Genomic DNA, 21,272 nt, shown 5'->3' with positions numbered 1-21,272 from the left:
GATGGGGCGGCCGCCCGTCGGTCACGCCGGCAGGCCCGGTGGCCGCTTCACTCGGTCATCAGCCCGGTCCGCCAGGCCCACGCCGCGACCTCGACGCGGTTGCGTGCACCGATCTTGGCCTGCGCCGACGCGAGGTGCGTCTTCACCGTGGACAGCGACAGGAAGAGCTCGTTGCCGATCTCGGTGTTGGTCAGCCCGCGCGCGACCGCTCGCACCACGTCGGTCTCCCGCGGCGTGAGCGGTTCGCTCGGCTGATCCTCCGGAGCCGTGGCGGGCGCCGGGGTGTTGAAGTGCTTCAGCAGCCGCACGGTGATCTGCGGCGACACCAGCGCATCGCCACGCTGCGCGGCACGCACGGCCTCGATCAACAGCGACGCCCCAGCGTCCTTGAGCAGGAACCCGCTGGCGCCGTTACGCAGCGCAGTGTGCACGTACTCGTCCAGGTCGAACGTGGTGACCACGACGACCTTCATCGGGTCGGTGACACCTGGCCCGGCCAGCTGCCGGGTGACCTCCAGGCCGTCCAGTCCCGGCATGCGTATGTCCAGCAGGCAGACGTCCGGGCGCAGCTCGCGCGCCTTGCGTACGGCTTCCACCCCGTCGGGCACGTCGGCCACCACTTCGATGTCCGGCTGTGCGTCGAGGATCATCCGAAAGCCCATCCGAACCATTTCCTGGTCGTCGGCGATCAGCACACGGATGGTCATGTCCGGGTGTCCTCCACGTTCAGGGGTAGCCAGGCTTCCACGACCCAGCCGCCGCCGGGGGCCGGGCCGACCGACAGTCTGCCGTGCAGCAGTTCGACACGTTCGCGCATCCCGACCAAGCCGTAGCCGCTGTCCCGCCACGACCGCGACGCGGCGGCGCTGCTGCTGCCGCGGCCGTTGTCGCTGACCCGGATGCCCAGCTGTCCGTCCACGACACCGACGACGACTTGGGCCTTGGTCGCTCCTTCGGCGTGCTTGCCGACGTTGGTCAGCGCCTCCTGCACGATGCGCAGCGCGGAGCGGGCGACCTCCTGCGGAAGGGCGGTGCCGATGTCCACGCGCAGCTCCGTCGGCACACCGTGGCTGCCGCTGTCCACGAGTTTGCGCAGGTCGGCGGCCAGATCCATGGTGGCGTCCTCGGGCGGGGTGTCGCTCGGCTGGCCGGAGCGGATGCTGGCCACCAGCCGGCGCATCGCGGTCATCGCCTCGATCCCCGCCGCCTCGATCCGGTCGAACGCCTCCTGCGTCAGCTTCGGGTCGTCCTTGGCGACCATCTTCGCGGCCTGCGCCTGCACCACGATGCCGGTGACGTGGTGCGCCACCACGTCGTGCAGCTCGCGGGCCAGCGCCATCCGCTCTGCCGACTTGGCTTCCGCCACCGCCGCGGAGACCATCTGGGCGCGGGCCGTGTCCCGTGACCGCAGGTACAAGCCGATGGCCACGGCCAATCCCAGGGCGAACAACGCGCTGAGCGCGAGTTCCCGCAGCTGGGTTCCGCCGGTCCGCATGGCCGTCGCCAGCGCGACCGCCACCGACATCACCGCGATGACCCCGGTGGCCCGTTCCGGTGTCTGGTAGCGGACCAGGTTCACCGTCACGACGAAGCCGGCCAGCACCTGCACCGCGGGTATCGGCGTGCCTGCCAGGCCGGGGAAGTCGAAGGCCAGCGCGCCGCCGGTCACCGCGGTCAGCACGAACAAGCCGGACATCGCCAGGCCCGCGGTGATCGCGTGCCGCACCGACAGCACCGCAAGCCACGCCGACACCACCGAGACGACCAGGCCGAACAACCCGATCCAGGTCTGCGTCGAGCGCAGGACCGCCAGGAAGACGAACACCGCCAGCACGCCGATCAGCGGCCACTGGGCCAGGTACGGCGCGAACCTGCTGTTTCGTTCGGGCGTCAGCGACGTCTTCCCGGACGCGGTGCGGTGCCCGTAGACGACCGCCCCGACCAGCAGGATGAACCCGAAGATGAACGTCTCCGCGTACAAGTCGCCGCGTTCCCGCAGCAGCAGGGCGGCGAGGCAGGAGACGACCAGCATCGTGGTGGCCGCGACCGCCTTGGGGACCGGCAGCTGCTGGTGGGCGATCACCACCAGCAACACGCCCGCCACTGTTTCCGCCAGCGAGATCCCGGCCAGCAGCGACGTGTAGCCGGAGACCCGGTACACCGCGATCGGGGACGCGACGATCAGCGACGCCGAGCCGAGTACCGCGCCGAGCATGGCGTTCCTGCGGGCCAGCACGGCACACGCGGCCAGCAGCAGGCCGCCGGGCAGCATCGCCAGGGTCTGCCACCGGCTGTAGTACGGGTACAGGTCCAGTTCGCCGGCTCGAAGCAGGTCGGCGATCGCTGCGACGACGTCCGCCAGCACGGCCGCCGCGAGCAGCGCACCGTACAGGCCCAGCCTGCGCCAGGCCGCCTGTACGCCTGCCCATCGCGACGACCGGCCGCTGGTGCGCAGCGGGGTCGTCGGAGCGTCGTCGGAATGCACATCGTGACATTAGGACACCGGGGTGGGGCAGGCCCTCAGCTTCGCGGCCGATTCCCCCTCGGTCACTCGGCCGAGGCACACCGGTCTGCTTGCGGCCGATCGCCCGATGTGCCGCACCCCCTCGCCGCGGGAGGCTCGGCAACCAACAGCGATTTGCGACATGGAGGCTCTTGTGGTTGCTGACCAACGGTCCATGGTGCAGGAGGTGCTTGCGCCGCCGGCCATCTCGGGACGGCACTTGGTGAAGAACTACGGCCCGCACCGTGCGCTCGCCGGTGTGGACATCGACGTTCGCCGGGGCGAGGCGGTCGCCATCGTCGGCCCCTCCGGGTCGGGGAAATCGACGTTGTTGCACGTGCTGGCCGGGATCGTGCCCGCCGACGCAGGCGAGGTGTACCTGGCCGGGTCGCGGATCGACGAACTGTCCGAGGCCCGGCGCAGCGAGCTGCGGCGCAGCGAGTTCGGCTTCGTGTTCCAGCAGGGAATGCTGGTCGACGAGCTCACCGCGGAGGAGAACGTGGCGCTGCCGATGCTGCTGGGCGGCACCAGCCGGGCGGAGGCGATGCAGGCGGCCCGCTACTGGCTGGACCGGCTGGGGCTGGCAGGCAGGCATCGGAGCATGCCCGGCGAGCTGTCCGGCGGGCAGGCGCAGCGAGTCGCCATCGCGCGGGCGCTGGCCCACCGGCCGACGGTGGTGTTCGCCGACGAGCCGACCGGGCAGCTGGACAGCCGCACCGGCGCGGAAATCATGGACGTGCTGCTGGAGATCTGCGCCGAGACCAACGCGGCGATTCTGGTCGTCACGCACGACCAGGAGCTGGCTTCGCGTGCGACGCGGTCGATCCGTATTCGTGACGGTCGGATCGAATCGGCGGTGTTGACCGCATGAATGCGTTGAGCATCGCATTTCGGGTGTTGCGGGTCGACCGCCGCACGCGAACCTCGGCCTTCCTGACTGCCGTCGGGGTCGCGGTGGCGACCTCGCTGGTGCTGCTGTTGCTCGGTCTGCCCTACGCGGTCGACGCCCGTGAGGAGCGGGTGGCGTGGCAGAACAAAGCCGAGCAGACGCTGGTCGATCAGCGGCAGGACGCGCCGGCCTTGATCAAGATCAGCACGGACAGGTTCGGCGATCAGGAGATCGGCCGGCTGGACGTGGCCCTCACCGGCAAGGGGCGGCTGGACCTGCCGCCCGGTGTGACCCGGCTGCCCGGTCCTGGGGAGTCGCTGGTCTCGCCCGCGCTCGCCGAGCTGATCGACAAGCAGCCGGCGTCGTCGCTGGGCGAGCGGTTCGGCAAGGTCGTCGGGTACATCGGTTCCGCCGGGCTGCGCCATGACGATCAGCTGTTCGCCCTGGTGGGGCAGCGGGTCGAGGACATGGGCGAGGACGCCCTGCCGATCAGCGACTTCACCACGTCGGCCTACTACACCGACTACGAGCTGGAACTGCTGGCCGGGGTTGGGCTGGTGGTCCTGCTGGTGCCCAGCCTGGTGCTGGTCGCTTCGGCGGCGCGGCTCACCGCCACGCGTCGTGAGCGGCGGCTGGCCGCGTTCCGGCTGGCCGGGGCGACGCCGCAGCAGGTCATGGCCATGGTGGTGGCCGAGCTGGCGATCCCGACCGTGGTCGGTGTGGTGCTGGGGGCCGCGGTCAACCCGCTGGTGCGCATGTGGGCGTCCGAGGTGCCGTGGGACGGCAGCGAGTGGCACCCGTCCGACCTGGCGGCGCCGACCGAACTGGTCGTCGGCGCGGTCGTCTGCCTGCCGCTGCTGGTGATCGGGGCCGCGGTGTTCGGCCTGCGGCGCGTGGTGATCACGCCGTTGGGGGCGATGCAGCGCACTCCCACGAAGCCGTTGAGCTGGCTGCGGGTGCTGGCACTGCCTGCGGCACTGGCGGTCTTCGTGGTGGCCGCGCAGCTCGGTGCCGGGAACATGGTGGTGCTGGGCGCGCTGGCCACGCTGATCGGCTCGGCCACCGTGGTCGGGCCGTGGGTGACCGCGGCGGTCGGCCGATTCCTGGTGAAGGCGTGGCGCGGACCGGCCGGGTTGCTTGCCGGACGGCGGCTGCACACCGATCCGAAGGCCGCCTATCGTGCGTCCTCCGGCGTGGTGCTGGCGGTGTTCGTCGGTGCCATGGCGCTGACCCTGCTGCCGACGCTCGAGTCGACCGACTTCGGGCCACCGGAGCCGACCTTCGCGCCTTCGACGTTGCGCCTCAACGCCACCGCGGACCAGGCGGACAAGGTGGTCGAACGGATCGACGACCGGTTGACGCGCTACGGCCAGCAGGAACGGGCCGTGCGTCTCGACAACGCTGTCGTCAACGACGCGAACGGCGTGCCCTACCCCGCCTACATCGGCGACTGCAAAGAGGCGGCACCGTTGTTCGGACTGTCCCCGCAGGTGTGTCTCGACCAGCCGGCGGTCTACGGGGTGGGGGGCACTCCGGTGTCGCTCGACGCGGAGTACGACCAGTCCACGTTCCCGCTGCCCAAGGGGGTCGCGACGGCGGACTTGCCGCGCCCCGTGGTGCTGGTGGACCGGGAGCTGGTGCCGGAGGGGTTCAAGGCGACGGCGTCGCTCGTCGCCGTGGCCACGTCGGACACCGACACCGACCTGATCCGGACCGCCATGGTGGCCGGTTCGGCGGGTGCGGAGGTGTTCTCCGACGTGGACATGGTCGCCAGCGGCACCGACCGGCTCGACGAGTTGCGCCGGATCACCGCGATCGGGATCGTCATCGCCGGGTTGCTGGCCGGGTGCAGCGCCGCCATCGCGACGGCAGGCGCAGTGATGGATCGCCGGCGCACGTTCGGTGCGCTGATCGCGGCGGGCACGCAGGTGCCGGTTCTGGCCCGGACGTTGCGGGTCGAGGCGGCGCTGCCCGCGATCATCGCCACGGTGGGCGCCGGTGTCACCGGCACGATCGTCGGCGTCGTGCTGGTGAGCCTGATCGAGAACGCGCCCGCGGTGGTGCTGACACCGTGGCTGCTTGCGCCGGTGGTCGTCGGTGTCATCGTCGCCGTGCTCGCGGGTTCGGTCTGCGGGCCCGCGCTGCGGCGGGTGCGCCAGGAGCCGTTGAGCGACGAGTAGGGGCGCGGGGATCACGCGGGCCGGCCTTGCTTCGGGGGAGGGCCGGCCCGCTGCCTTGTGCGCCCCGGCGTTCGTCGTTCCCGGCCGGGTGGCGATCGGTGACCCGGCGGGCCTCGGCCATCTGGCCGAGGCGTGACCAGTCGACCGGTCAACCGTTTCCAGCCGCTCGACCGATCCGCTGACCTGGGGTGATGCCGGATCCTGGAATCACCGGGGTTACGGAGGGGCCACCAGGGGCCCGGGGGAACACGGGGCCGGAGGGGCCCACAGGCACAAGGAGGAGACCGTGATCGTGATTCAGTTGCTGGCCGTCGTCGTGGCGCTGGTGGTGCTGGTGGCCATGGCCGTCGGGCCCGAGTTGAAGGACTGGCACGAGCGCACGCCCGTCTGGCACGACGAGCCGGAGACCACGCACGGGCTGGCCGCCTACAAAAGCCTCGCGCTGTGAGGGTGGGGCCTCGTGCCTGGCCAGGGGAGGCCGGCTCCGGCGAGCGACGCCGTCACGGCCGGGCACGCGCAGTACGACGGCCAGGGCTCGTGATCGATCGGACAGACGGGGTATCCGGACGAAGAGGCCTCGCGCTCGGTAGGGAGCGCGGGGCCTCTTCGTCTTCGAAGGGGGTGGGGGCCTGTTCGGGTCAGCAGGATGTGGGGCCTTCTCGGGTGAGAAAGGGAGCGCGGGCCTGTTCGTCTCAGAAGGGTGTGTTGGCGAACCCGTGCAGGGCGATCTTGTGCAGCAGGTCGCGATAGACCGCGATGTCCGCGGTCGGGTCTCCGGTGATGCCCAGCGTGCTGCGCATGCGGTCGTATTCCCGCTGGGTGTTGGGGCCCCAGATGCCGTCGATGGCCAAGCCGGAGCCCTGGAAGCGGTTGCAGGTCGCCTGGATGAAGAAGGTGGCCGACTGGCTGCCGGTGCGCAGCAGCGGTGGCATGCTGGCGAAGTCGGCGTGGAAGTGGTCGGCATGGTCCGGGTACCAGCCGTCCAGCACGTAGCAGAACTGCCGTCGCAAGGTCGCTTCGACGGCGAGGTAGCGCCGCGCCACGGCGTCGTCGGACGAGGTGTGGTCGCGGTTCAGCGGGGAGCTGACCTGGCCGCTGGCCCACTGCACGACGTCCAGATCCATCGCCGTTCCAGCGCCGTGCTGGCCCGGCTTGTTCACGTAGAACCCGGCGGACACCAGGTACTCGATGCCGCCGTACCCGGCTTGCTGGGAAATCGACCGGAGTTCCCGGATCCAGACGACGAGCGTGTCGAGGAATTCCTGCGTGCAGCGCCAGGTGACCGGGTTCTGGTTTCCCGGATTGGACCGCCAGTAATAGACCGGCGTGCCGTCGATGGCGCTGAACGACACCAGCGCCGAGGAAGCCGGTGCTTGCATCGACTTCGGCAGCTCGGTCCGGGTGATGCGGGCGCTGGCGCCCGCGGCCGGCGGGACCAGCAGGGTCGCGGCGCTCGCGGCGGCGAGCCCGCCGACGGTCCCGAGGAACGCCCTCCGGCCGAGAGAGGATGCCTGGTGGTTGTCCTGCGGTGCAGTGTGCACGGCGACGCCTCCCGTAGGTCGGTGATCCGATCCGAAGGCCGGGACGATAGCGGCGCGCACTGGGAAGAAATAGCGACTTTGTGCGGGAACCGGACAGAAAAATCGCTGTCCGGGAAAAGTTGACGACGATTCGGATTCGTGCGATTTCCGATTTTTGTGATCAGGGCGGGTACGTCGATCTCGACGATGTGACGGGACCGAACGCGATTGCGTGTCCGCGTGTTCGTCGGCGCCTCGGGTGCGAAGGCCCGAGTCCGCTACCCGGGAAGGCGCGCATCGGGTGGCGAACGGAAACGGGCCCAGGAAGGAGGCGTCTGGCGGGCCGTCGGTCAGGAGCCGAGGAACGACTCAGGGCGTCTGGCGGGCCGTCGGCCCGACCAGACGCCCTGGTCCGTCCGCGGTAGCGGTGGGATTTGAACCCACGGAACGGGGTTACCGTTCACTCGCTTTCGAGGCGAGCTCCTTCGGCCGCTCGGACACGCTACCGCCGAATAGGCTACCGGACGGCGGGTGCGATGTCCGAACGGGGGCGGGTCATCACGGGCACCGACCACCCGCGCCTGCTCGCCCGGCTCGGGCCGTCACTCGGACTTGTCGCCTTCGCCCTTCTCCTGCCCGCTGGCCACCTTCTCCTTGACCTTGCCCTCGGCGTCCTTGGCCTCGTCGGCCTGCTCCTCGGTGGCCACCTTGGCGTCGGCGTCCTCCGCCTTGTTCCGGGACCCGCCGAACAGGCCCTTCACCTTCTCGATGATGCTCATGCGTGTCGCTCTCCCACTGTGTCGAGAGTCTTTCGGGGCACCCGGATCATGCCGTGCGATCACCGCAAAAGCGACGAGCCGTGCCGCGGGTTCACTCGCAGGTGTCACGGTGTCCGGCGAAGAATCGTTCCAGCAGCGCGGCGCACTCGTCCTCCAGCACACCGCCGAGGACTTCCGGCCGGTGGTTCAGCCTGCGGTCACGGACCACGTCCCACAGCGAGCCGACCGCGCCGGTGCGCGGCTGCCAGGCGCCGAAGACCAACCGGGACACCCGGGAGAGCACGACCGCGCCCGCGCACATGGTGCAGGGCTCGACGGTCACCGCGAGCGTGCATCCTTCCAGCCGCCACCCGTCGCCCCACTGAGCGGCCGCCTGCCTGAGCGCCAGGATCTCCGCGTGCGCGGTGGGATCGCCGAGGCGTTCGCGCGCGTTGGCCGCGCCCGCCAGCAGCTCTCCCTTCGGGCTGAACACCACGGCACCGATGGGCACGTCGGCGTCACCGGCCGCTTGGGCGTGGGCCAGCGCGGCGCGTATCGCCTTCTCGGGTTCCACCGGCATGGTCAGGGTCGCTTGGCTGTCCGTTTCACCGCTTCGTCGTACTGGTCGCCGAAGCCGCACCGCTGCGCGATCATCCGGAGCTGTTCGTCCGGGTAGAGGCCCATGTCACCGGCGATCATCGCGAGCTCCTCGGCTGGCAGCCCCAGGTCGGCGACGATGGCCAGGTCACCTTCCGGCCAGACGGCGTCGTCGTCCTCGTCGGGCGTCGGCACACGCAGCATATCCAGCACGTCGGCGGCGATGTCGTAGTCGAGCGCGGCGGAGGCGTCCGACAACAGCAGTTCTGCCCCTCCGGGCGCCGGGCGCAGCAGCACGAAGAACTCGTCGTCGACGTTCAGCAGGCCGAGCACCGCCCCTTCCACGGCGATGGCGCGCACTTCGGTGAGCGCGGTGTCCAGGCTGGTCAGGGCGTTCGTGGAGAGCGGATTGCACCACCAGGCACCCCGTTCCAGGGCGGCTGCCATCGCGAAGCCGGCGACCGGTTCTCGAGCAGTCATCGCATGTCCCCGGCGAATGCTGCCGTCATGACGCCACGGTAGGCCCAATTGGCGGAATGCGCGAGATCAGCGCGTCGGCCAACCGGCGGTTGCGTCGACGGCGGCCCCCGGCCGGACCGTCAGTGGCATAGGGCACACTGGCGCACTGTGCGCGACGTGTGTGTGGTCGGACTCGGCTTGATCGGCGGTTCCGTGCTGCGTGCGGCAGCCAAGGCGGAACGGCAGGTCTGGGGTGCGGCCAGGTCCGAGGAGGATGTCGCGGCAGCACGAGCGGAGGGCTTCGACGCGACCACGTCCCTGCCCGAGGCGCTGAGCCGGGCGGCGGAGCGGGACGCGATCGTCGTCATTGCCGTGCCGCTGACCGCGGTCGAGTCGGTGCTGAGCGACGTCGCGGAGCACGCCCCGCGCGTACTGCTCACCGACGTGGTCAGCGTCAAGCAGCCGGTGCAGGAGATCGTCCGCCGTGCGGTGCCGGAGGCCCGATTCGTCGGCGGGCATCCGATGGCGGGGACGGCCGAGTCGGGGTGGTCGGCCGGCCGGGCGGATCTGTTCGACGGCGCGGCGTGGGCGTTGTGCCTGGCGCACGGCACGGAGCTGGCGTGGTGGGCGGAGATCGCCCACCTGGCGCTGGAGCTCGGCGCGCAGGTCGTGCCGGTGACGCCGGAGCTGCACGACGCCGCGGTTGCCCGCATCTCGCATCTGCCGCACGTGCTGGCGGCGGTGCTCGCCGCGGTCGGTGCGGAGGCAGGCCCGCTGACGCTGTCGCTCGCGGCCGGGTCGTTCACCGACGGCACGCGGGTGGCGGGCACCAGGGTGGACCTGGTGCGTGCCATGACCGAAGGGAACCGCGCGGCGTTGTTGCCTGCGCTGGATGCGGCTTTGGGGATGCTGGGTGCTGCGCGCGGATCCCTGGCGTCGACCGGATCGCTCGCCGCGACCATCGAGGCCGGTCACGAGGCAAGGCGCGCCCTCGCCGCGCTGCGCGCGGCCGCCTCCACGTCGGTGCGCATCGACCTGCGGGCTCCGGACGCCGCGGAAGCGCTCCTGGCCCTGGGCGAGCAAGGCGGGCGGATCACCAAGGTGGAAGGCGGCGCAGCGATCGGGCGGGTGCCAGGTCCGAGTGAGCAGTGAGCGCTGTGCGGCGCGGATGAAACGACGCAGGCTCCCGGCCAGCAGATCGGCGACGAGAGGCCCGAGTGGGTGCGGTCGCCGCGTTCCTGTGCCGGAAGCCTGCGAAAGCTGTGCCTGACCTAGTCCCACCGATAGGTGTTCTGGTCGCCGGCTGATTCGCGGTCGGACTTGCCGGGGCTGGAGCTGCCCTTGCCTTCCTGCGGGCTGCCGGGTCCGCGCCCAGTGGACGAGGTGTCCGAGCCTTGTGGACTGCCGGGTCCGCGGCCGGTGGTGCTGGGCTGGTCGTCCGCGGTGGCACTCCCTGGGCGGTGGCTGGTCGATGACGTGCTCGAGCCTTGTGGACTGCCGGGTCCGCGGCCGGTGGACGGGGTGTCCGAGCCTTGTGGGCTGCCGGGTCCGCGCCCGGCGGAGCCATGGTCGCTCGCGCCCTTGCTGCTGTGCCCGCCCCCGCCGGCTTCGTCGGTAGGCCGGGCATCCCCCTTGCCGCTCTGGCCCGCCACGAAGCCCTTGGCCTTCTCGGCCACGTTCTCGATGGCCTCCGCCTTGCCCTTGAACTTCTCCTTGGCGAAACCTGCCGCCTTGTCGATCCCCCCGGTGACCTTGTCGCTGTGCTGGCTGAGTGCCTGTTTGGCCTTGTTGGCGAGCTTGCCGAAGTCGACCATGGCGTGCATTCCTCCTCGTTCCCGGCCGGGCCGGGGTCGTCGTCCGGCACCGCGATGAGCCCGGGCGGCGCTTCGCACCCGTCGCCCGGGCTCGCTACCCGGCGGTGTCGGCTCCCGTCGCGTCCATCCCAGCCGGGGCGAGGTCGCGCCGCAACGCGAGATCCCCCGGCCGGAGGGGACGCGTCGGGTGGGTTGCCCACGATGGCCGTTGGATAACCTCCGACTGGCCGAGTTCACTCGGCCGGGCCCTGTCGGTGACCGGGCCGTGCGACGCGGCACCGGTCGCGACCGGCCGCGCTGTAACACGACCGTTCCCTCACGGGCTCAGGCGGGAAATCCGCATCACCCACTGTTGCGGCACCGACCGTCGGCACTCGCGCCGGCGGGCGACGATGGGGAGGCCGAGATGACGGACCAGGCGAACCGAGTGACCGCACTGTCGTGGCAGGTCGAGCAGTGGCTGCGGCGGCGCACCAGCCGCGCGGCCGACTGGGCGCTGGACGACCTGCTGGCGTGGAAAGGCGCCACCACCATCAGCGTGGTCATCCCGGCCCGCAACGAATCGTCGACCGTGGGCGAGATCGTCCGCACCATCCGCCGGGAGCTGGTCGACGGCGCCGGCCTGGTGGACGAGCTGCTGGTGGTCGACTCGCGGTCCACCGACGCCACCGCGCGGGTGGCCGCCGAAGCAGGGGCGACCGTGGTCGCCGAGCAGGACGTCCTGGCCCAGCTGCCACCGATGTACGGCAAAGGGGAGGCGTTGTGGAAGGGGGTCGCCGCGTCCTCGGGCGACCTGGTGGTCTTCGTGGACGGCGACTTGCGCGAGTTCTCCGCCAGCTACGTCACCGGGCTGGTCGGGCCGCTGCTGGCCGACGAGTCGGTGGTCTACGTCAAGGGCTTCTACCGGCGCCCGTTCGTCGGCGCCGACGAGGTCCAACAGGACGCAGGCGGGCGGGTCACCGAACTGGTCGCCCGGCCGCTGCTGAACATGCACTGGCCGTCGCTCGCCGGCTTCGTCCAGCCGCTGGCAGGCGAATACGCGGGCAGGCGTGACGTGCTGGAGCAGATCCCGTTCATGGCGCACTACGGCGTCGAGATCGGCCACCTGATCGATCTGCACGAGCTGGTCGGCCTGGACGCGCTCGCCCAGGTGGATCTGGGGCAGCGCAAGCACCGGCACCAGTCGCTGCACGACCTCGGCGTGATGGCCGGCCAGATCATGCTCACCGTCAACGACCGGCTGGAGCGTTACGGCCGGATGATTCCGGTCGACCAGCCAGCCACCACGCTCACCCAGTTCCGGCGCGGCTCCGCGGCAGAGCCGGTGGTCAGCCAGCTGACCACGGCCTACCGACCGCCATTGCGGTCGTTGCGCAGCCGTGCGGTCTGAGCGTCCGGCCGCCCTGACCTTCGGCGGCGGGACGGGCGGCGACCTCAGCCGTTGTGCGGTCCCGTCGGGCCGCGATCAGGACGGCGGACGTGCCGAGGTGTTCGCGCGCAGGATCTCCTCCTGATACGGCGCCACGACCGTGGGGGAGACGCGCAAGTCGAGCAGCAGGAACGGACGTTGCTGCGGCGGCCGCTCACGCCATTCGGCGAGCGCGTCGAGGTCGTCCAGTTTGCGCACGACGACGCCTTCCGCGCCCACTGCGCGGGCAAGCGCGGCGAAGTCGACCTCGTCGATCACCATCGGCGCGCGAGCCAGGCCCTGGCGGCCGTAGACGTGCACCTCGGCGCCGTACGCGCCGTCGTTCCACACGACCGCCATCCCGCGGCCGCCGGCCACCCGCACCGCGGACTCCAGGTCGGCGGCCGCCATCAGCCCTCCGCCGTCGCCGGTGGTCAGCACGACCGTCGACTCGGGCTTCGCCCTGGCCGCACCGGCCACGCTCGGGAACCCGAGCCCGATCGACTGGAACGCGGTGCCCACCATGATCATCCGGTCCGGCGAGGCGACCGGCCAGTACATGTTCGCCCAGCCGATGAAGTGGCCGCCGTCGGACACCACCACGCGGTCTTCCGGCAGCAGCTCGGCGATCCGGCGGGCGGTGCTGCGCGGATCGAGCCGCCCGTCCGGCGCCAGGTCTTCCCCGGGCTCGTAGGCGCGGGCGGCGGCGACGTCCACCGATTCCCGCCATCCGCTCGGCTTGGCCCCGATCCGGTCGAGCTCGTCGAGCAACCGCTCCGTCACCAGCCGGGCGTCACCGCGCACGTAGCCGCTGACGAACGGGTGCGTCGCGGTCCCGGCCACGTCGACCTGCAACACCTCGGCACCGGGCCCGAACAACTGCCCGAACCGCATGGTGAACTGGTTCAACCCGGCCCCGACCACCAGCACGACATCGGCCTCGGCCACCAGCTTCATCGCCCCGTCGGCGCCGAAGCCGCCGGCCACGCCCAGGTCGTAGGCGTCGTCGAACAGGCCACGCCCCAGCGCGGTCGTGGTCGTCAGCGCCCCGAGCCGGTCGGCCACCTGCCGCAGCACCGGCCCTGCCCCGGACAGCCATGCACCCCGCCCGGCGAGCAGCAGGGGACGCTGCGCGCTCGCCAGCCGCTCGGCGAACCTCCGCACCTGGGCCTCGGCGAACGGACCGGTCGGCCGCAGCGGGTCCAGCAGCCGCGGCTCGGGTGGCTCGGTCTCCGCCGCCCCGCCCTGGGTCGAGGTCGTCACCACCTCCGTCGTCACGACGTCGTAAGGCAGGGCGAGGACCGCGGGCACGCGATAGCTCAGGGCGTGCTCGACGGCGAGGATCACCGTGCCGCCTGCGTCCGCCCGCCCCACGGTGTAGGTGCGGGCCCCGACCGCCGAGGCGAGCGCGATCTGGTCGACGTCCCACGGGCGGTGCCCGGAGGTGGGCGCTTCGCCCGCGATCAGGATCAGCGGCACCCGGGCCTGGGCCGCTTCGGCGAGCGCGGTGATCGTGTTGGTGAACCCGGCGCCATAGGTCGCGGTCGCGGCGGCCAGCCTGCCGGACGCCCGGAAGTAGGCATCGGCGGCCACGACGCAGCCGACCTCGTGACGCATCGGCGTGTAGCCGACGTCGGTGCCGCGCTCGAGCGCGTCGATGAGGTGGGCGTTGCCGTTGCCCATCACCCCGAAGACGTGGTCGACGTGCCGGGACAGGGTGTGGGCGACGTGTGCGGAGAGGGTGGTCACGCGAACCTCCGTGAGGTTGTGTGGGTGGCGCCCCGAGGGTTGCCCGGGGCGCCACCGGCGGTGGCTACCGGCCGTTGCCGCGCCGGCGGTGCAGCCGGCTGTGCGCATGCGGTGCGATCGGGGTGCGACCGCACGTCAACGCTGGGGGAGCAGGCTACGGGAGAAGAACTCGGCGAGCTCGGCGCGCGCGGTCAGCGGAAGGATCGCCGCGACGTACTGGTCCGGCCGCACCACGACCACGACGCCGTCGCGCGACAGTCCTCGCTCCTCGAAGATGTCGGTGTCGCACCACACCGTCGGCTTCGCCGCGAACACCTTCTCCCAGTCGACCAGGCCCAGCGGGCCCGACTTCGGCCGGAACACCGCGGGCACCTTGGTGACGTCGATGTCGGCGAATCCCTGCTGGTAGATGACCTTCACGTCCAGCACGGAGTCCGGATCCGCGTCCGGCGGCGTGTGGCGCAGCAGCGGGGAGTCCTCCGCCGTGCCCATCCACTCCGCCCACTCCCGCAGCGCGGACGGCTCGTGCGGGCCGGGACGGTCGGCGAACGCGTACACCCGCCAGCGGCCGTCGGCCTTGGCGTGGTGGCCCAGGTGGATGACGTTGCCGTCGCAGGCCAGCGTCACCTTGGCCGACTTGAACCGCATGCCGAGCGGGAACCCGGTGGCCAGGTGCTGGTACTCGTCGGTGCCGACGATCATGGACGGCTCGTACTTGGTCATGAACCCGGACGGGAACTCCGCGGTGGCCAGGTAGTAGTTGGCCAGCTCGTCCGGGTCCTCGATCTCCTCCGGCTTGCGGGCCATCAGCGACGACCACTCGCGGTCGAAGTCGATCAGCTGCTGGGCCACCGGCTGCCGCTCCGCCGAGTAGGTGTGCAGCAGCGACTCCGGGGCACGGCCGCTGGCCACCAGGCCGAGCTTCCACCCGAGGTTGAAGCCGTCCTGCATGGACACGTTCATGCCCTGGCCCGCCTTGGCGCTGTGCGTGTGGCAGGCGTCGCCGGCGAGGAACACCCGTGGTGTGCGGTCCGCGCCTTCCGGGACGTCGTCGAACTTGTCGGTCACCCGGTGCCCGACGATGTAGACGCTGTTCCAGGCGACCTGCTGCACGTCGATCGAGTACGGGTGCAGGATCGCGTTGGCCCGGCGGATGATCTCCTCGATCGGGGTCTTGCGCACCCGCTCGAAGTCCTCCGGCTCCACCTCGCCGAGGTCGATGTACATCCGGCACAAGTAGCCGCCTTCCCGCGGGATGTGCAGGATGTTGCCCGCCTGGGACGTGATGGCGCACTTGATCCGCCAGTCCGGGAAGTCGGTGTTGACCAGCACGTCCATCACGCCCCACGCGTGCTTGGCGTAGTCGCCGACGTGCTTGCGGCCGATGGCGTCGCGCACCCGGCTGTGCGCGCCGTCGCAGCCCGCGACGTACTTGGCGCGCACGACGCGGGTCTCGCCTTCCCGCTCGCCCGCGGTGTAGCGGACGGTGACCTCCACCGGGTAGTCGCCGTCCTCCAGCACCTTCAGGTCGACCATCTCGACGCCGTAGTCCGGCACGATCCGAGCCGGACCGTTGCGCGCCGCCTCGGCGAAGTAGTCGAGCACCCGGGCCTGGTTGACGATCAGGTGGGGAAATTCGCTGATCTTGTACCCGTAGTCCTCGGTCCGCGACGTGCGCACGATCCGGCTCGGATCCTCCGGGTCGGGGCCCCAGAAGTTCATCCAGCCGATGTTGTAGGCCTCGGCGATGATCCGCTCGGCGAACCCGAACGCCTGGAAGGTCTCCACGCTGCGCGGCTGGATGCCGTCGGCCTGGCCGAGCTTGAGCCTGCCGTCCCTCCGCTCGATGATCCGCGTGACGACCTCGGGGAACTGCGACATCTGCGCAGCGAGCAGCATGCCTGCCGGGCCGGAGCCGACGATGAGCACGTCCATCTCGTCGGGCAGCTCCGAGGGCCGGTCGATGCCGGTGCCCGCGGCGGGCAGGACGCGCGGGTCGGCGGAGACGTAGCCGTGGTGGTGGAACTGCATCAGGTGCTCCTTACTGCTCTTGCCTGCACGGCACGGCGGCCGCGGCGGTCACCGCGGTCGCCGTGCCGGGATACGACCGGCTCATGCCCGGCTTGCTCCCAGGATCGGGCTGGCTGCCTGCACATCCTCGTGGTCTGCCCCGAGCGGGATACCCGAACGGTCGCGGATGAGCAAGGTCGCGACAAGTCCGACCGCGGTCATCCCGAGCAGGTACATCGTCACCGAACCGGTGCTGCCGGTGGCCTCCAGCAGCGCCTGGGCGATGGTGCTGGCGAACGCGCCACCGGCGATCGACCCGATCGCGTAGGCGATCGAGACACCGGAGAACCGGATGGACGCCGGGAACAGCTCGGCGTAGTAGGCCGACACCGGGCCGTAGGTGAAGCCGAGGCCGACGCTGAGCGCGGCGAACGCGGCGAACACCGAAGCGATCGAGCCGAGGTGGATGAGCGGGAACAGCGCCAGCACACCGGCGGCCTGCAGCACCCAGCCGAGCACGAAGGTGTTGCGGCGGCCCATCTTGTCGCTGACCCAGCCGGCCACCAGGGTGGAGATCAGCCACACCACCGCGCCACCGACGACCATCCACAGCACGTCGGCGCGGGGCAGGCCGAGCGGCCCGTCCGGGTTGATGGTGTAGTTCTGCAGGAACGGGCCGGTGGTCATGTAGCCGACGGAGTTGTTGCCCGCGAACACCAGCGCGGCCAGCAGCACCAGCACCGTGTGCCTGCGGAACAGCTGGACGATCGGGGTCTTGCTCTGCGCCGCCCGCCGCTTGATCTCGGTGAAGACCGGGCTCTCCTCGACCTTGCGGCGCACGTAGTAGCCGACACCGATGAGCACCACCGACAGCAGGAACGGCACCCGCCAGCCCCACTCGAGGAATTCGTCGCCGGGGGCGATCTGGCTCATGATCGCCATCGCGCCCGCCGACCCGATGAGACCGAGCGGCACACCGATCTGCGGGCCCGCGCCGAACAGGCCGCGCTTGTCCACCGGTGCGTGCTCGCACGCCATCAGCGCGGCGCCGCCCCATTCACCACCGGCCGAGATGCCCTGCAGCACGCGCAGCAGCATCAGCAGGATCGGCGCGATGGCGCCTGCGGTCTCGTACGTGGGCAGCACACCGATCAGCGCGGTGGACGCACCCATGAGCACGAGCGTGAACACGAGTACGACCCGGCGGCCGTAGCGGTCGCCGAGGTGGCCGGCGAGGAAAGCGCCGAACGGCCGGAACAGGAAGCTGATGCCGACGGTGGTGAACCCGACGATGGTGGCCGCGGGACCGCTGAGGCCCTCGAAGAACAACGTCGGCAGCACGAGTGCGGCCGCCGAGGAATAGATGAAGAAGTCGTACCACTCGACGGTGGTCCCGACGACGGTGGCAGCGACGACGCGGCGCCGCTCTCTGGCGCTGATGCCACCGCCGTTGGTGGCGTCCGAGGTGTTCATGAGAACTCCCGCTGGGTGTCGTGACGTCGGTGTCAGACGACTGGGGTGACGTCGTTATCGCGTGTGCCGGGGCCTGGTGCGCCGTTTGCCCTGCTGCGCTCCGTTTGCCCCTCTGCGCGGGTATCGTATACGATTTCGGATACAACACAAGGGTGTGAAGGGAGCTCATGACTTCACCGCAGCAGTCCGCCGGGGATCCCGCGAGCGACAGCCGCTTCGGTGTGCTGCCGCGCCGGCCCGGCAAGATCGTGGCCGTCCACCTCAGCTACGCCTCGCGGGCCGAGCAGCGTGGGCGTCGGCCAGCCCATCCCTCCTACTTCTTCAAGCCGTCGAGCTCTCTCGCGCCGTCGGGCGGCACCGCGGAGCGCCCGGCGGGCACCGAGCTCCTGGCCTTCGAGGGCGAGATCGCCTTGGTGATCGGCACCGAGGCGCGGCGCGTCCCGCTCGCCGAGGCGTGGCGGCACGTCGGCTGGGTGACGGCGGCCAACGACCTGGGCGTCTACGACCTGCGCGCAGCCGACAAGGGCTCGAACGTGCGGTCCAAGGGCCGGGACGGATACACCCCGATCGGCCCGGCGCTGTTGGACGCCGCGTCGCTGGACCCCGCCGGACTGCGGGTGCGGACATGGGTCAACGGTCGCCTCGTGCAGGAGGACACGACCGCGAAGCTGCTGTTCCCGCTCGCCCAGCTGGTGGCCGACCTGTCGCAGCACATGACGCTCGAGGTCGGCGACGTCATCCTCACCGGGACGCCCGCGGGCTCCAGCGTCGTCGGCCCCGGCGACGTCGTCGAGGTCGAGGTCGACGAGCCCGCTTCCGGGGCGACCACCGGGCGGCTCGTCACCACCGTCGCTCAGGGGCAAACCCCGTTCGACCCCGCGCTCGGGTCGCTGCCGCAGGCCGACGACCGGCAGCGGATCGAAGCGTGGGGTTCACGCCAGGCCGCGGGACTGCCGCCGGAGGGCCTGGCGCCGGAGCTGCGCGCCAAGCTCGAGGCGGCCCCGACCGCCGGATTGTCCGCTCAGCTGCGCAAACGCGGCCTGAACGACGTGACGATCGACGGCGTGGCTCCGCTGAAGCCGGGCGTCAAACTGGTCGGCACCGCCCGCACGTTGCGTTTCGTGCCCCATCGCACGGATCTGTTCGCCAGCCACGGCGGCGGCTACAACGCCCAGAAGCGGTGCTTCGACAGCGTCGGCGAGGGCGAGGTCATCGTCATCGAGGCGCGCGGTGAGACCGGCTCGGGCACGCTCGGCGACATCCTCGCGCTGCGCGCCCGCGCCCGTGGAGCGGCCGGTGTGGTGACCGACGGCGGTGTCCGTGATTCCGCCGCCGTCGCCGGCATCCTCCCGGTGTTCGCCGCCGGCAGGCACCCCGCGGTGCTGGGCCGCAAGCACGTGCCGTGGGACACCGACGTCACGATTGCTTGCGGTGGCGCGACGGTGCAGCCCGGCGACGTGATCGTCGGCGACGACGACGGCGTCGTGGTCATCCCGCGTGCGCTCGTCGAGGAGGTCGTCGACGCCGCGCTGGCGCAGGAGGAAGAGGACGCCTGGATCGCCGAGCAGGTCGCCGCGGGAGAGCCGGTGGACGGGCTGTTCCCGATGAACGCCACCTGGCGGGCCCGGTACGAGCAGCAGCGGGGGAAGGCGTGACCGAAGCAGAGACCAAGGCGGCCAAGCAGAGCAAGTCGCAGCGCGCCTACCAGTGGATCAAGGAGCGCATCGCCAACCACCAGTTCACTCCCGGCTACCGGCTGGTGCTCGGCACGATCGCCGCCGAGCTGGGCATGAGCGTGGTGCCGGTGCGCGAGGCGATCCGGCAGCTGGAGGCCGAAGGCCTGGTGACGTTCGAGCGGAACGTCGGCGCGCACGTGGCGATGCTCGACGAGGACCGCTACAGCGCGAGCATGCAGGCGCTCAGCCTGATCGAGGCGGCCGCGGTGGCGCTGGCCGCGCCGACGCTGAAGCCGGACGACCTGCGCCGCGCCCGTGAGGTCAACGACCACATGCGGGAGATCCTGGACCCGCCGCTCGGGTTCGACCCGCACGCGTTCACCGTGCTCAACCAGAAGTTCCACGCAATCCTCTACCGCGCTTGCCCCAATCGGCGCCTGATCGAGCTGATCGAGGCCGAGTGGGCGCGGCTGGGCAACATGCGCGACTCGATCTTCGCGTTCGTGCCTGATCGGGCGCGCGAGTCGGTGCGCGAGCACGACGCGCTGCTCGACCTGATCGAGCGGCGCGCCCCGGCGCACGAGATCGAGCACGCGATGCGCCGCCACCGCGCGGGCACGCTGCAAGCGCTCCTCAGCCACACCCACCCCGACCAGCCGGTCCGGCTGCCCGACCTGTGACGTCAGGAGGTACGTCCATGAGCACCGTCAACGAGCCAGCGGTTGGCCACGTCCCAGCGGACCTGCCCGACCGGATCCAGCACTACATCGACGGCGAGCACGTCGACTCGATCGACGGCGCGACGTTCGACGTGCTCGAGCCGGTCGGCAACACCACGTACGTGAAATGCGCGGCGGGCAGCGCGGCCGACATCGACCGGGCGGTGCGGGCCGCGCGCCGGGCGTTCACCGACGGCCCGTGGCCGCGGATGCTGCCACGCGAACGGGCGCGCGTGCTGAACCGGATCGCCGACATCGTGGAGTCCCGCGACAAGCGGCTGGCCGAGCTGGAGTCGTTCGACTCGGGCCTGCCGATCACCCAGGCCCTCGGCCAGGCACGGCGCGCGGCGGAGAACTTCCGGTTCTTCGCCGACCTGGTGGTGGCGCAGGCCGACGACGCCTACAAGGTGCCCGGCCGCCAGGTCAACTACGTCAACCGCAAGCCGATCGGCGTCGCCGGGCTGATCACGCCGTGGAACACCCCGTTCATGCTGGAGTCGTGGAAGCTGGCGCCCGCGCTGGCCACCGGCAACACCGTGGTGCTCAAGCCCGCGGAGTTCACGCCGCTGTCGGCGTCGCTGTGGGCGGGCATCTTCGAGGAGGCCGGGCTGCCGCAGGGCGTGTTCAACCTGGTGCACGGGCTGGGCGAGCAGGCGGGGGACGCGCTGGTCAAGCACCCCGACGTGCCGCTGATCTCGTTCACCGGGGAAAGCCGCACCGGCGAGATCATCTTCGCCAATGCCGCGCCGCACCTGAAGGGCCTGAGCATGGAGCTCGGCGGCAAGAGTCCCGCGGTGGTGTTCGCCGACGCCGACCTGGAAGCCGCCGTCGACGCCACGATCTTCGGCGTGTTCTCGCTCAACGGCGAGCGCTGCACCGCCGGCTCCCGGATCCTCGTGCAGCGGGAGATCTACGACACCTTCGTCGAGCGCTACGCCGAGCAGGCCAAGCGGGTGCGGGTCGGGTATCCGCACGACCCGGCCACCGAGGTGGGCGCGCTGGTGCACCCGGAGCACTTCGAGAAGGTGATGAGCTACGTCGAGCTCGGCAAGACCGAGGGCAAGCTGGTGGCAGGCGGCGGCCGTCCCGAGGCGTTCCCCACCGGCAACTTCGTCGAGCCCACGGTGTTCGCCGACGTGCCGCCCACCGCGCGGATCTTCCAGGAGGAGATCTTCGGCCCGGTCGTCGCGATCACGCCGTTCGACACCGAGGAAGAGGCGATCGCGCTGGCCAACGACACCAAGTACGGGCTGGCCGCCTACGTGTGGACCAACGACCTCAAGCGCGCACACAACGTCGCGCACGCGATCGAGGCCGGCATGGTCTGGCTGAACAGCAACAACGTGCGTGACCTGCGCACCCCGTTCGGCGGCATCAAGGCTTCCGGACTGGGCCACGAGGGGGGCTACCGGTCGATCGACTTCTACACGCACCAGCAGGCCGTGCACATCACGCTCGGCAAGGTGCACAACCCCACCTTCGGCAAGGCGGAGCGCGACTGAGCACCGGCGCTCACC

General features: G+C 70.9%; 18 protein-coding genes and 1 tRNA gene. 8 read left to right on the top strand and 11 right to left on the bottom strand.

The annotated features are described in order from the left end of the window. Nucleotides 1-47: 47 nt before the first annotated feature. Nucleotides 48-707, bottom strand: coding sequence for a response regulator (locus CXP56_RS10235; protein ID WP_028848440.1), 660 nt, complete (start codon nt 705-707; stop codon nt 48-50). Continuing rightward, a complete protein-coding gene (locus tag CXP56_RS10230) occupies nt 704-2,485 on the bottom strand; it encodes a sensor histidine kinase (protein ID WP_051310349.1) in 1,782 nt (593 codons plus the stop codon). Before CXP56_RS10230 ends, CXP56_RS10235 begins: the two co-directional genes overlap by 4 nt. A 193-nt stretch (nt 2,486-2,678) precedes the next feature. On the opposite strand from CXP56_RS10230, the gene CXP56_RS10225 reads away from it, so the two are divergent. The 3 genes from CXP56_RS10225 (at nt 2,679) to CXP56_RS10215 (ending at nt 6,020) form a co-directional block, all read left to right on the top strand. Next, nucleotides 2,679-3,374 carry an ABC transporter ATP-binding protein gene (locus tag CXP56_RS10225; RefSeq protein WP_286900925.1) on the top strand — a complete coding sequence of 232 codons (696 nt, stop codon included), beginning with the start codon at nt 2,679-2,681 and terminating at the stop codon, nt 3,372-3,374. Then, on the top strand, nt 3,371-5,572 hold the full coding sequence (locus CXP56_RS10220) for an FtsX-like permease family protein (RefSeq protein WP_286900924.1): 2,202 nt from the start codon (nt 3,371-3,373) through the stop codon (nt 5,570-5,572). Before CXP56_RS10225 ends, CXP56_RS10220 begins: the two co-directional genes overlap by 4 nt. Nucleotides 5,573-5,858: 286 nt before the next feature. Then, on the top strand, nt 5,859-6,020 hold the full coding sequence (locus CXP56_RS10215; protein WP_156899303.1) for a hypothetical protein: 162 nt from the start codon (nt 5,859-5,861) through the stop codon (nt 6,018-6,020). A gap of 244 nt (nt 6,021-6,264) precedes the next feature. Here the strand turns inward: CXP56_RS10215 and CXP56_RS10210 are convergent, their stop codons facing one another. From CXP56_RS10210 to CXP56_RS10190, 5 genes are all read right to left on the bottom strand, one after another. Further along, the gene (locus CXP56_RS10210) at nt 6,265-7,113 is read right to left on the bottom strand and encodes a hypothetical protein (protein ID WP_028848444.1); all 849 of its coding nucleotides are present in this window, start codon (nt 7,111-7,113) and stop codon (nt 6,265-6,267) included. A 398-nt stretch (nt 7,114-7,511) separates the two neighbouring features. Then, nucleotides 7,512-7,599 (bottom strand) — tRNA-Ser (locus CXP56_RS10205). A gap of 95 nt (nt 7,600-7,694) precedes the next feature. Continuing rightward, nucleotides 7,695-7,871, bottom strand: a complete 177-nt coding sequence (locus tag CXP56_RS10200; protein WP_156899304.1) for a hypothetical protein — start codon at nt 7,869-7,871, stop codon at nt 7,695-7,697. A 91-nt stretch (nt 7,872-7,962) separates the two neighbouring features. After that, nucleotides 7,963-8,430, bottom strand: a complete 468-nt coding sequence (locus CXP56_RS10195) for a nucleoside deaminase (RefSeq protein WP_286900922.1) — start codon at nt 8,428-8,430, stop codon at nt 7,963-7,965. Between the two features lie 2 nt (nt 8,431-8,432). Further along, nucleotides 8,433-8,927: a tRNA adenosine deaminase-associated protein gene (locus CXP56_RS10190; RefSeq protein ID WP_028848446.1), complete on the bottom strand. Its 495-nt coding sequence runs from the start codon at nt 8,925-8,927 to the stop codon at nt 8,433-8,435. A 162-nt stretch (nt 8,928-9,089) separates the two neighbouring features. Between CXP56_RS10190 and CXP56_RS10185 the strand changes: the two genes are divergently transcribed. Beyond that, on the top strand, nt 9,090-10,058 hold the full coding sequence (locus tag CXP56_RS10185) for a prephenate dehydrogenase (protein WP_502694571.1): 969 nt from the start codon (nt 9,090-9,092) through the stop codon (nt 10,056-10,058). 119 nt (nt 10,059-10,177) lie between these two features. Here CXP56_RS10185 and CXP56_RS10180 read toward each other — a convergent pair whose 3' ends face one another. Next, on the bottom strand, nt 10,178-10,729 hold the full coding sequence (locus CXP56_RS10180; RefSeq protein WP_286900920.1) for an antitoxin: 552 nt from the start codon (nt 10,727-10,729) through the stop codon (nt 10,178-10,180). 397 nt (nt 10,730-11,126) lie between these two features. On the opposite strand from CXP56_RS10180, the gene CXP56_RS10175 reads away from it, so the two are divergent. After that, the gene (locus tag CXP56_RS10175; RefSeq protein WP_028848448.1) at nt 11,127-12,110 is read left to right on the top strand and encodes a glucosyl-3-phosphoglycerate synthase; all 984 of its coding nucleotides are present in this window, start codon (nt 11,127-11,129) and stop codon (nt 12,108-12,110) included. A gap of 75 nt (nt 12,111-12,185) precedes the next feature. Here the strand turns inward: CXP56_RS10175 and CXP56_RS10170 are convergent, their stop codons facing one another. From CXP56_RS10170 to CXP56_RS10160, 3 genes are all read right to left on the bottom strand, one after another. Then, nucleotides 12,186-13,877, bottom strand: coding sequence for a thiamine pyrophosphate-binding protein (locus tag CXP56_RS10170; protein ID WP_286900917.1), 1,692 nt, complete (start codon nt 13,875-13,877; stop codon nt 12,186-12,188). A gap of 135 nt (nt 13,878-14,012) precedes the next feature. Next, a complete protein-coding gene (locus tag CXP56_RS10165; protein ID WP_286900915.1) occupies nt 14,013-15,908 on the bottom strand; it encodes an FAD-binding monooxygenase in 1,896 nt (631 codons plus the stop codon). An 81-nt stretch (nt 15,909-15,989) separates the two neighbouring features. Then, complete coding sequence (locus tag CXP56_RS10160; protein ID WP_028848451.1) at nt 15,990-17,360, bottom strand: MFS transporter; 1,371 nt, start codon at nt 17,358-17,360, stop codon at nt 15,990-15,992. A 167-nt stretch (nt 17,361-17,527) separates the two neighbouring features. Between CXP56_RS10160 and CXP56_RS10155 the strand changes: the two genes are divergently transcribed. Genes CXP56_RS10155 through hpaE form a run of 3 tightly spaced genes read left to right on the top strand, consistent with a single transcriptional unit; the run spans nt 17,528 to nt 21,257 of the window. Beyond that, nucleotides 17,528-19,015 (top strand): fumarylacetoacetate hydrolase family protein, encoded by a 1,488-nt coding sequence (locus tag CXP56_RS10155; RefSeq protein ID WP_028848452.1) that lies wholly within the window; start codon nt 17,528-17,530, stop codon nt 19,013-19,015. After that, nucleotides 19,012-19,716, top strand: coding sequence for a GntR family transcriptional regulator (locus tag CXP56_RS10150; RefSeq protein WP_028848453.1), 705 nt, complete (start codon nt 19,012-19,014; stop codon nt 19,714-19,716). Before CXP56_RS10155 ends, CXP56_RS10150 begins: the two co-directional genes overlap by 4 nt. Before the next feature lie 17 nt (nt 19,717-19,733). Next, nucleotides 19,734-21,257, top strand: a complete 1,524-nt coding sequence (gene hpaE, locus CXP56_RS10145; protein WP_028848454.1) for a 5-carboxymethyl-2-hydroxymuconate semialdehyde dehydrogenase — start codon at nt 19,734-19,736, stop codon at nt 21,255-21,257. Nucleotides 21,258-21,272: the final 15 nt, after the last annotated feature.

Origin of the sequence: Thermocrispum sp., from assembly GCF_002919275.1 — a bacterium.
GTDB classification, from domain to species: domain Bacteria; phylum Actinomycetota; class Actinomycetes; order Mycobacteriales; family Pseudonocardiaceae; genus Thermocrispum; species Thermocrispum agreste.
Note: the sequence above shows the minus strand (reverse complement) of the source record. Positions and strands in the feature narration are given on the sequence as shown.

Coding starts and splice junctions, on each gene's coding strand:
- CXP56_RS10235 (WP_028848440.1), bottom strand. CDS start 707: ATGACCATCCGTGTGCTGATCGCCGACGACCAGGAAATGGTTCGGATG.
- CXP56_RS10225 (WP_286900925.1), top strand. CDS start 2,679: ATGGTGCAGGAGGTGCTTGCGCCGCCGGCCATCTCGGGACGGCACTTG.
- CXP56_RS10220 (WP_286900924.1), top strand. CDS start 3,371: ATGAATGCGTTGAGCATCGCATTTCGGGTGTTGCGGGTCGACCGCCGC.
- CXP56_RS10200 (WP_156899304.1), bottom strand. CDS start 7,871: ATGAGCATCATCGAGAAGGTGAAGGGCCTGTTCGGCGGGTCCCGGAAC.
- CXP56_RS10195 (WP_286900922.1), bottom strand. CDS start 8,430: ATGCCGGTGGAACCCGAGAAGGCGATACGCGCCGCGCTGGCCCACGCC.
- CXP56_RS10190 (WP_028848446.1), bottom strand. CDS start 8,927: ATGACTGCTCGAGAACCGGTCGCCGGCTTCGCGATGGCAGCCGCCCTG.
- CXP56_RS10180 (WP_286900920.1), bottom strand. CDS start 10,729: ATGCACGCCATGGTCGACTTCGGCAAGCTCGCCAACAAGGCCAAACAG.
- CXP56_RS10175 (WP_028848448.1), top strand. CDS start 11,127: ATGACGGACCAGGCGAACCGAGTGACCGCACTGTCGTGGCAGGTCGAG.
- CXP56_RS10165 (WP_286900915.1), bottom strand. CDS start 15,908: ATGCAGTTCCACCACCACGGCTACGTCTCCGCCGACCCGCGCGTCCTG.
- CXP56_RS10160 (WP_028848451.1), bottom strand. CDS start 17,360: ATGAACACCTCGGACGCCACCAACGGCGGTGGCATCAGCGCCAGAGAG.
- CXP56_RS10155 (WP_028848452.1), top strand. CDS start 17,528: ATGACTTCACCGCAGCAGTCCGCCGGGGATCCCGCGAGCGACAGCCGC.
- hpaE (WP_028848454.1), top strand. CDS start 19,734: ATGAGCACCGTCAACGAGCCAGCGGTTGGCCACGTCCCAGCGGACCTG.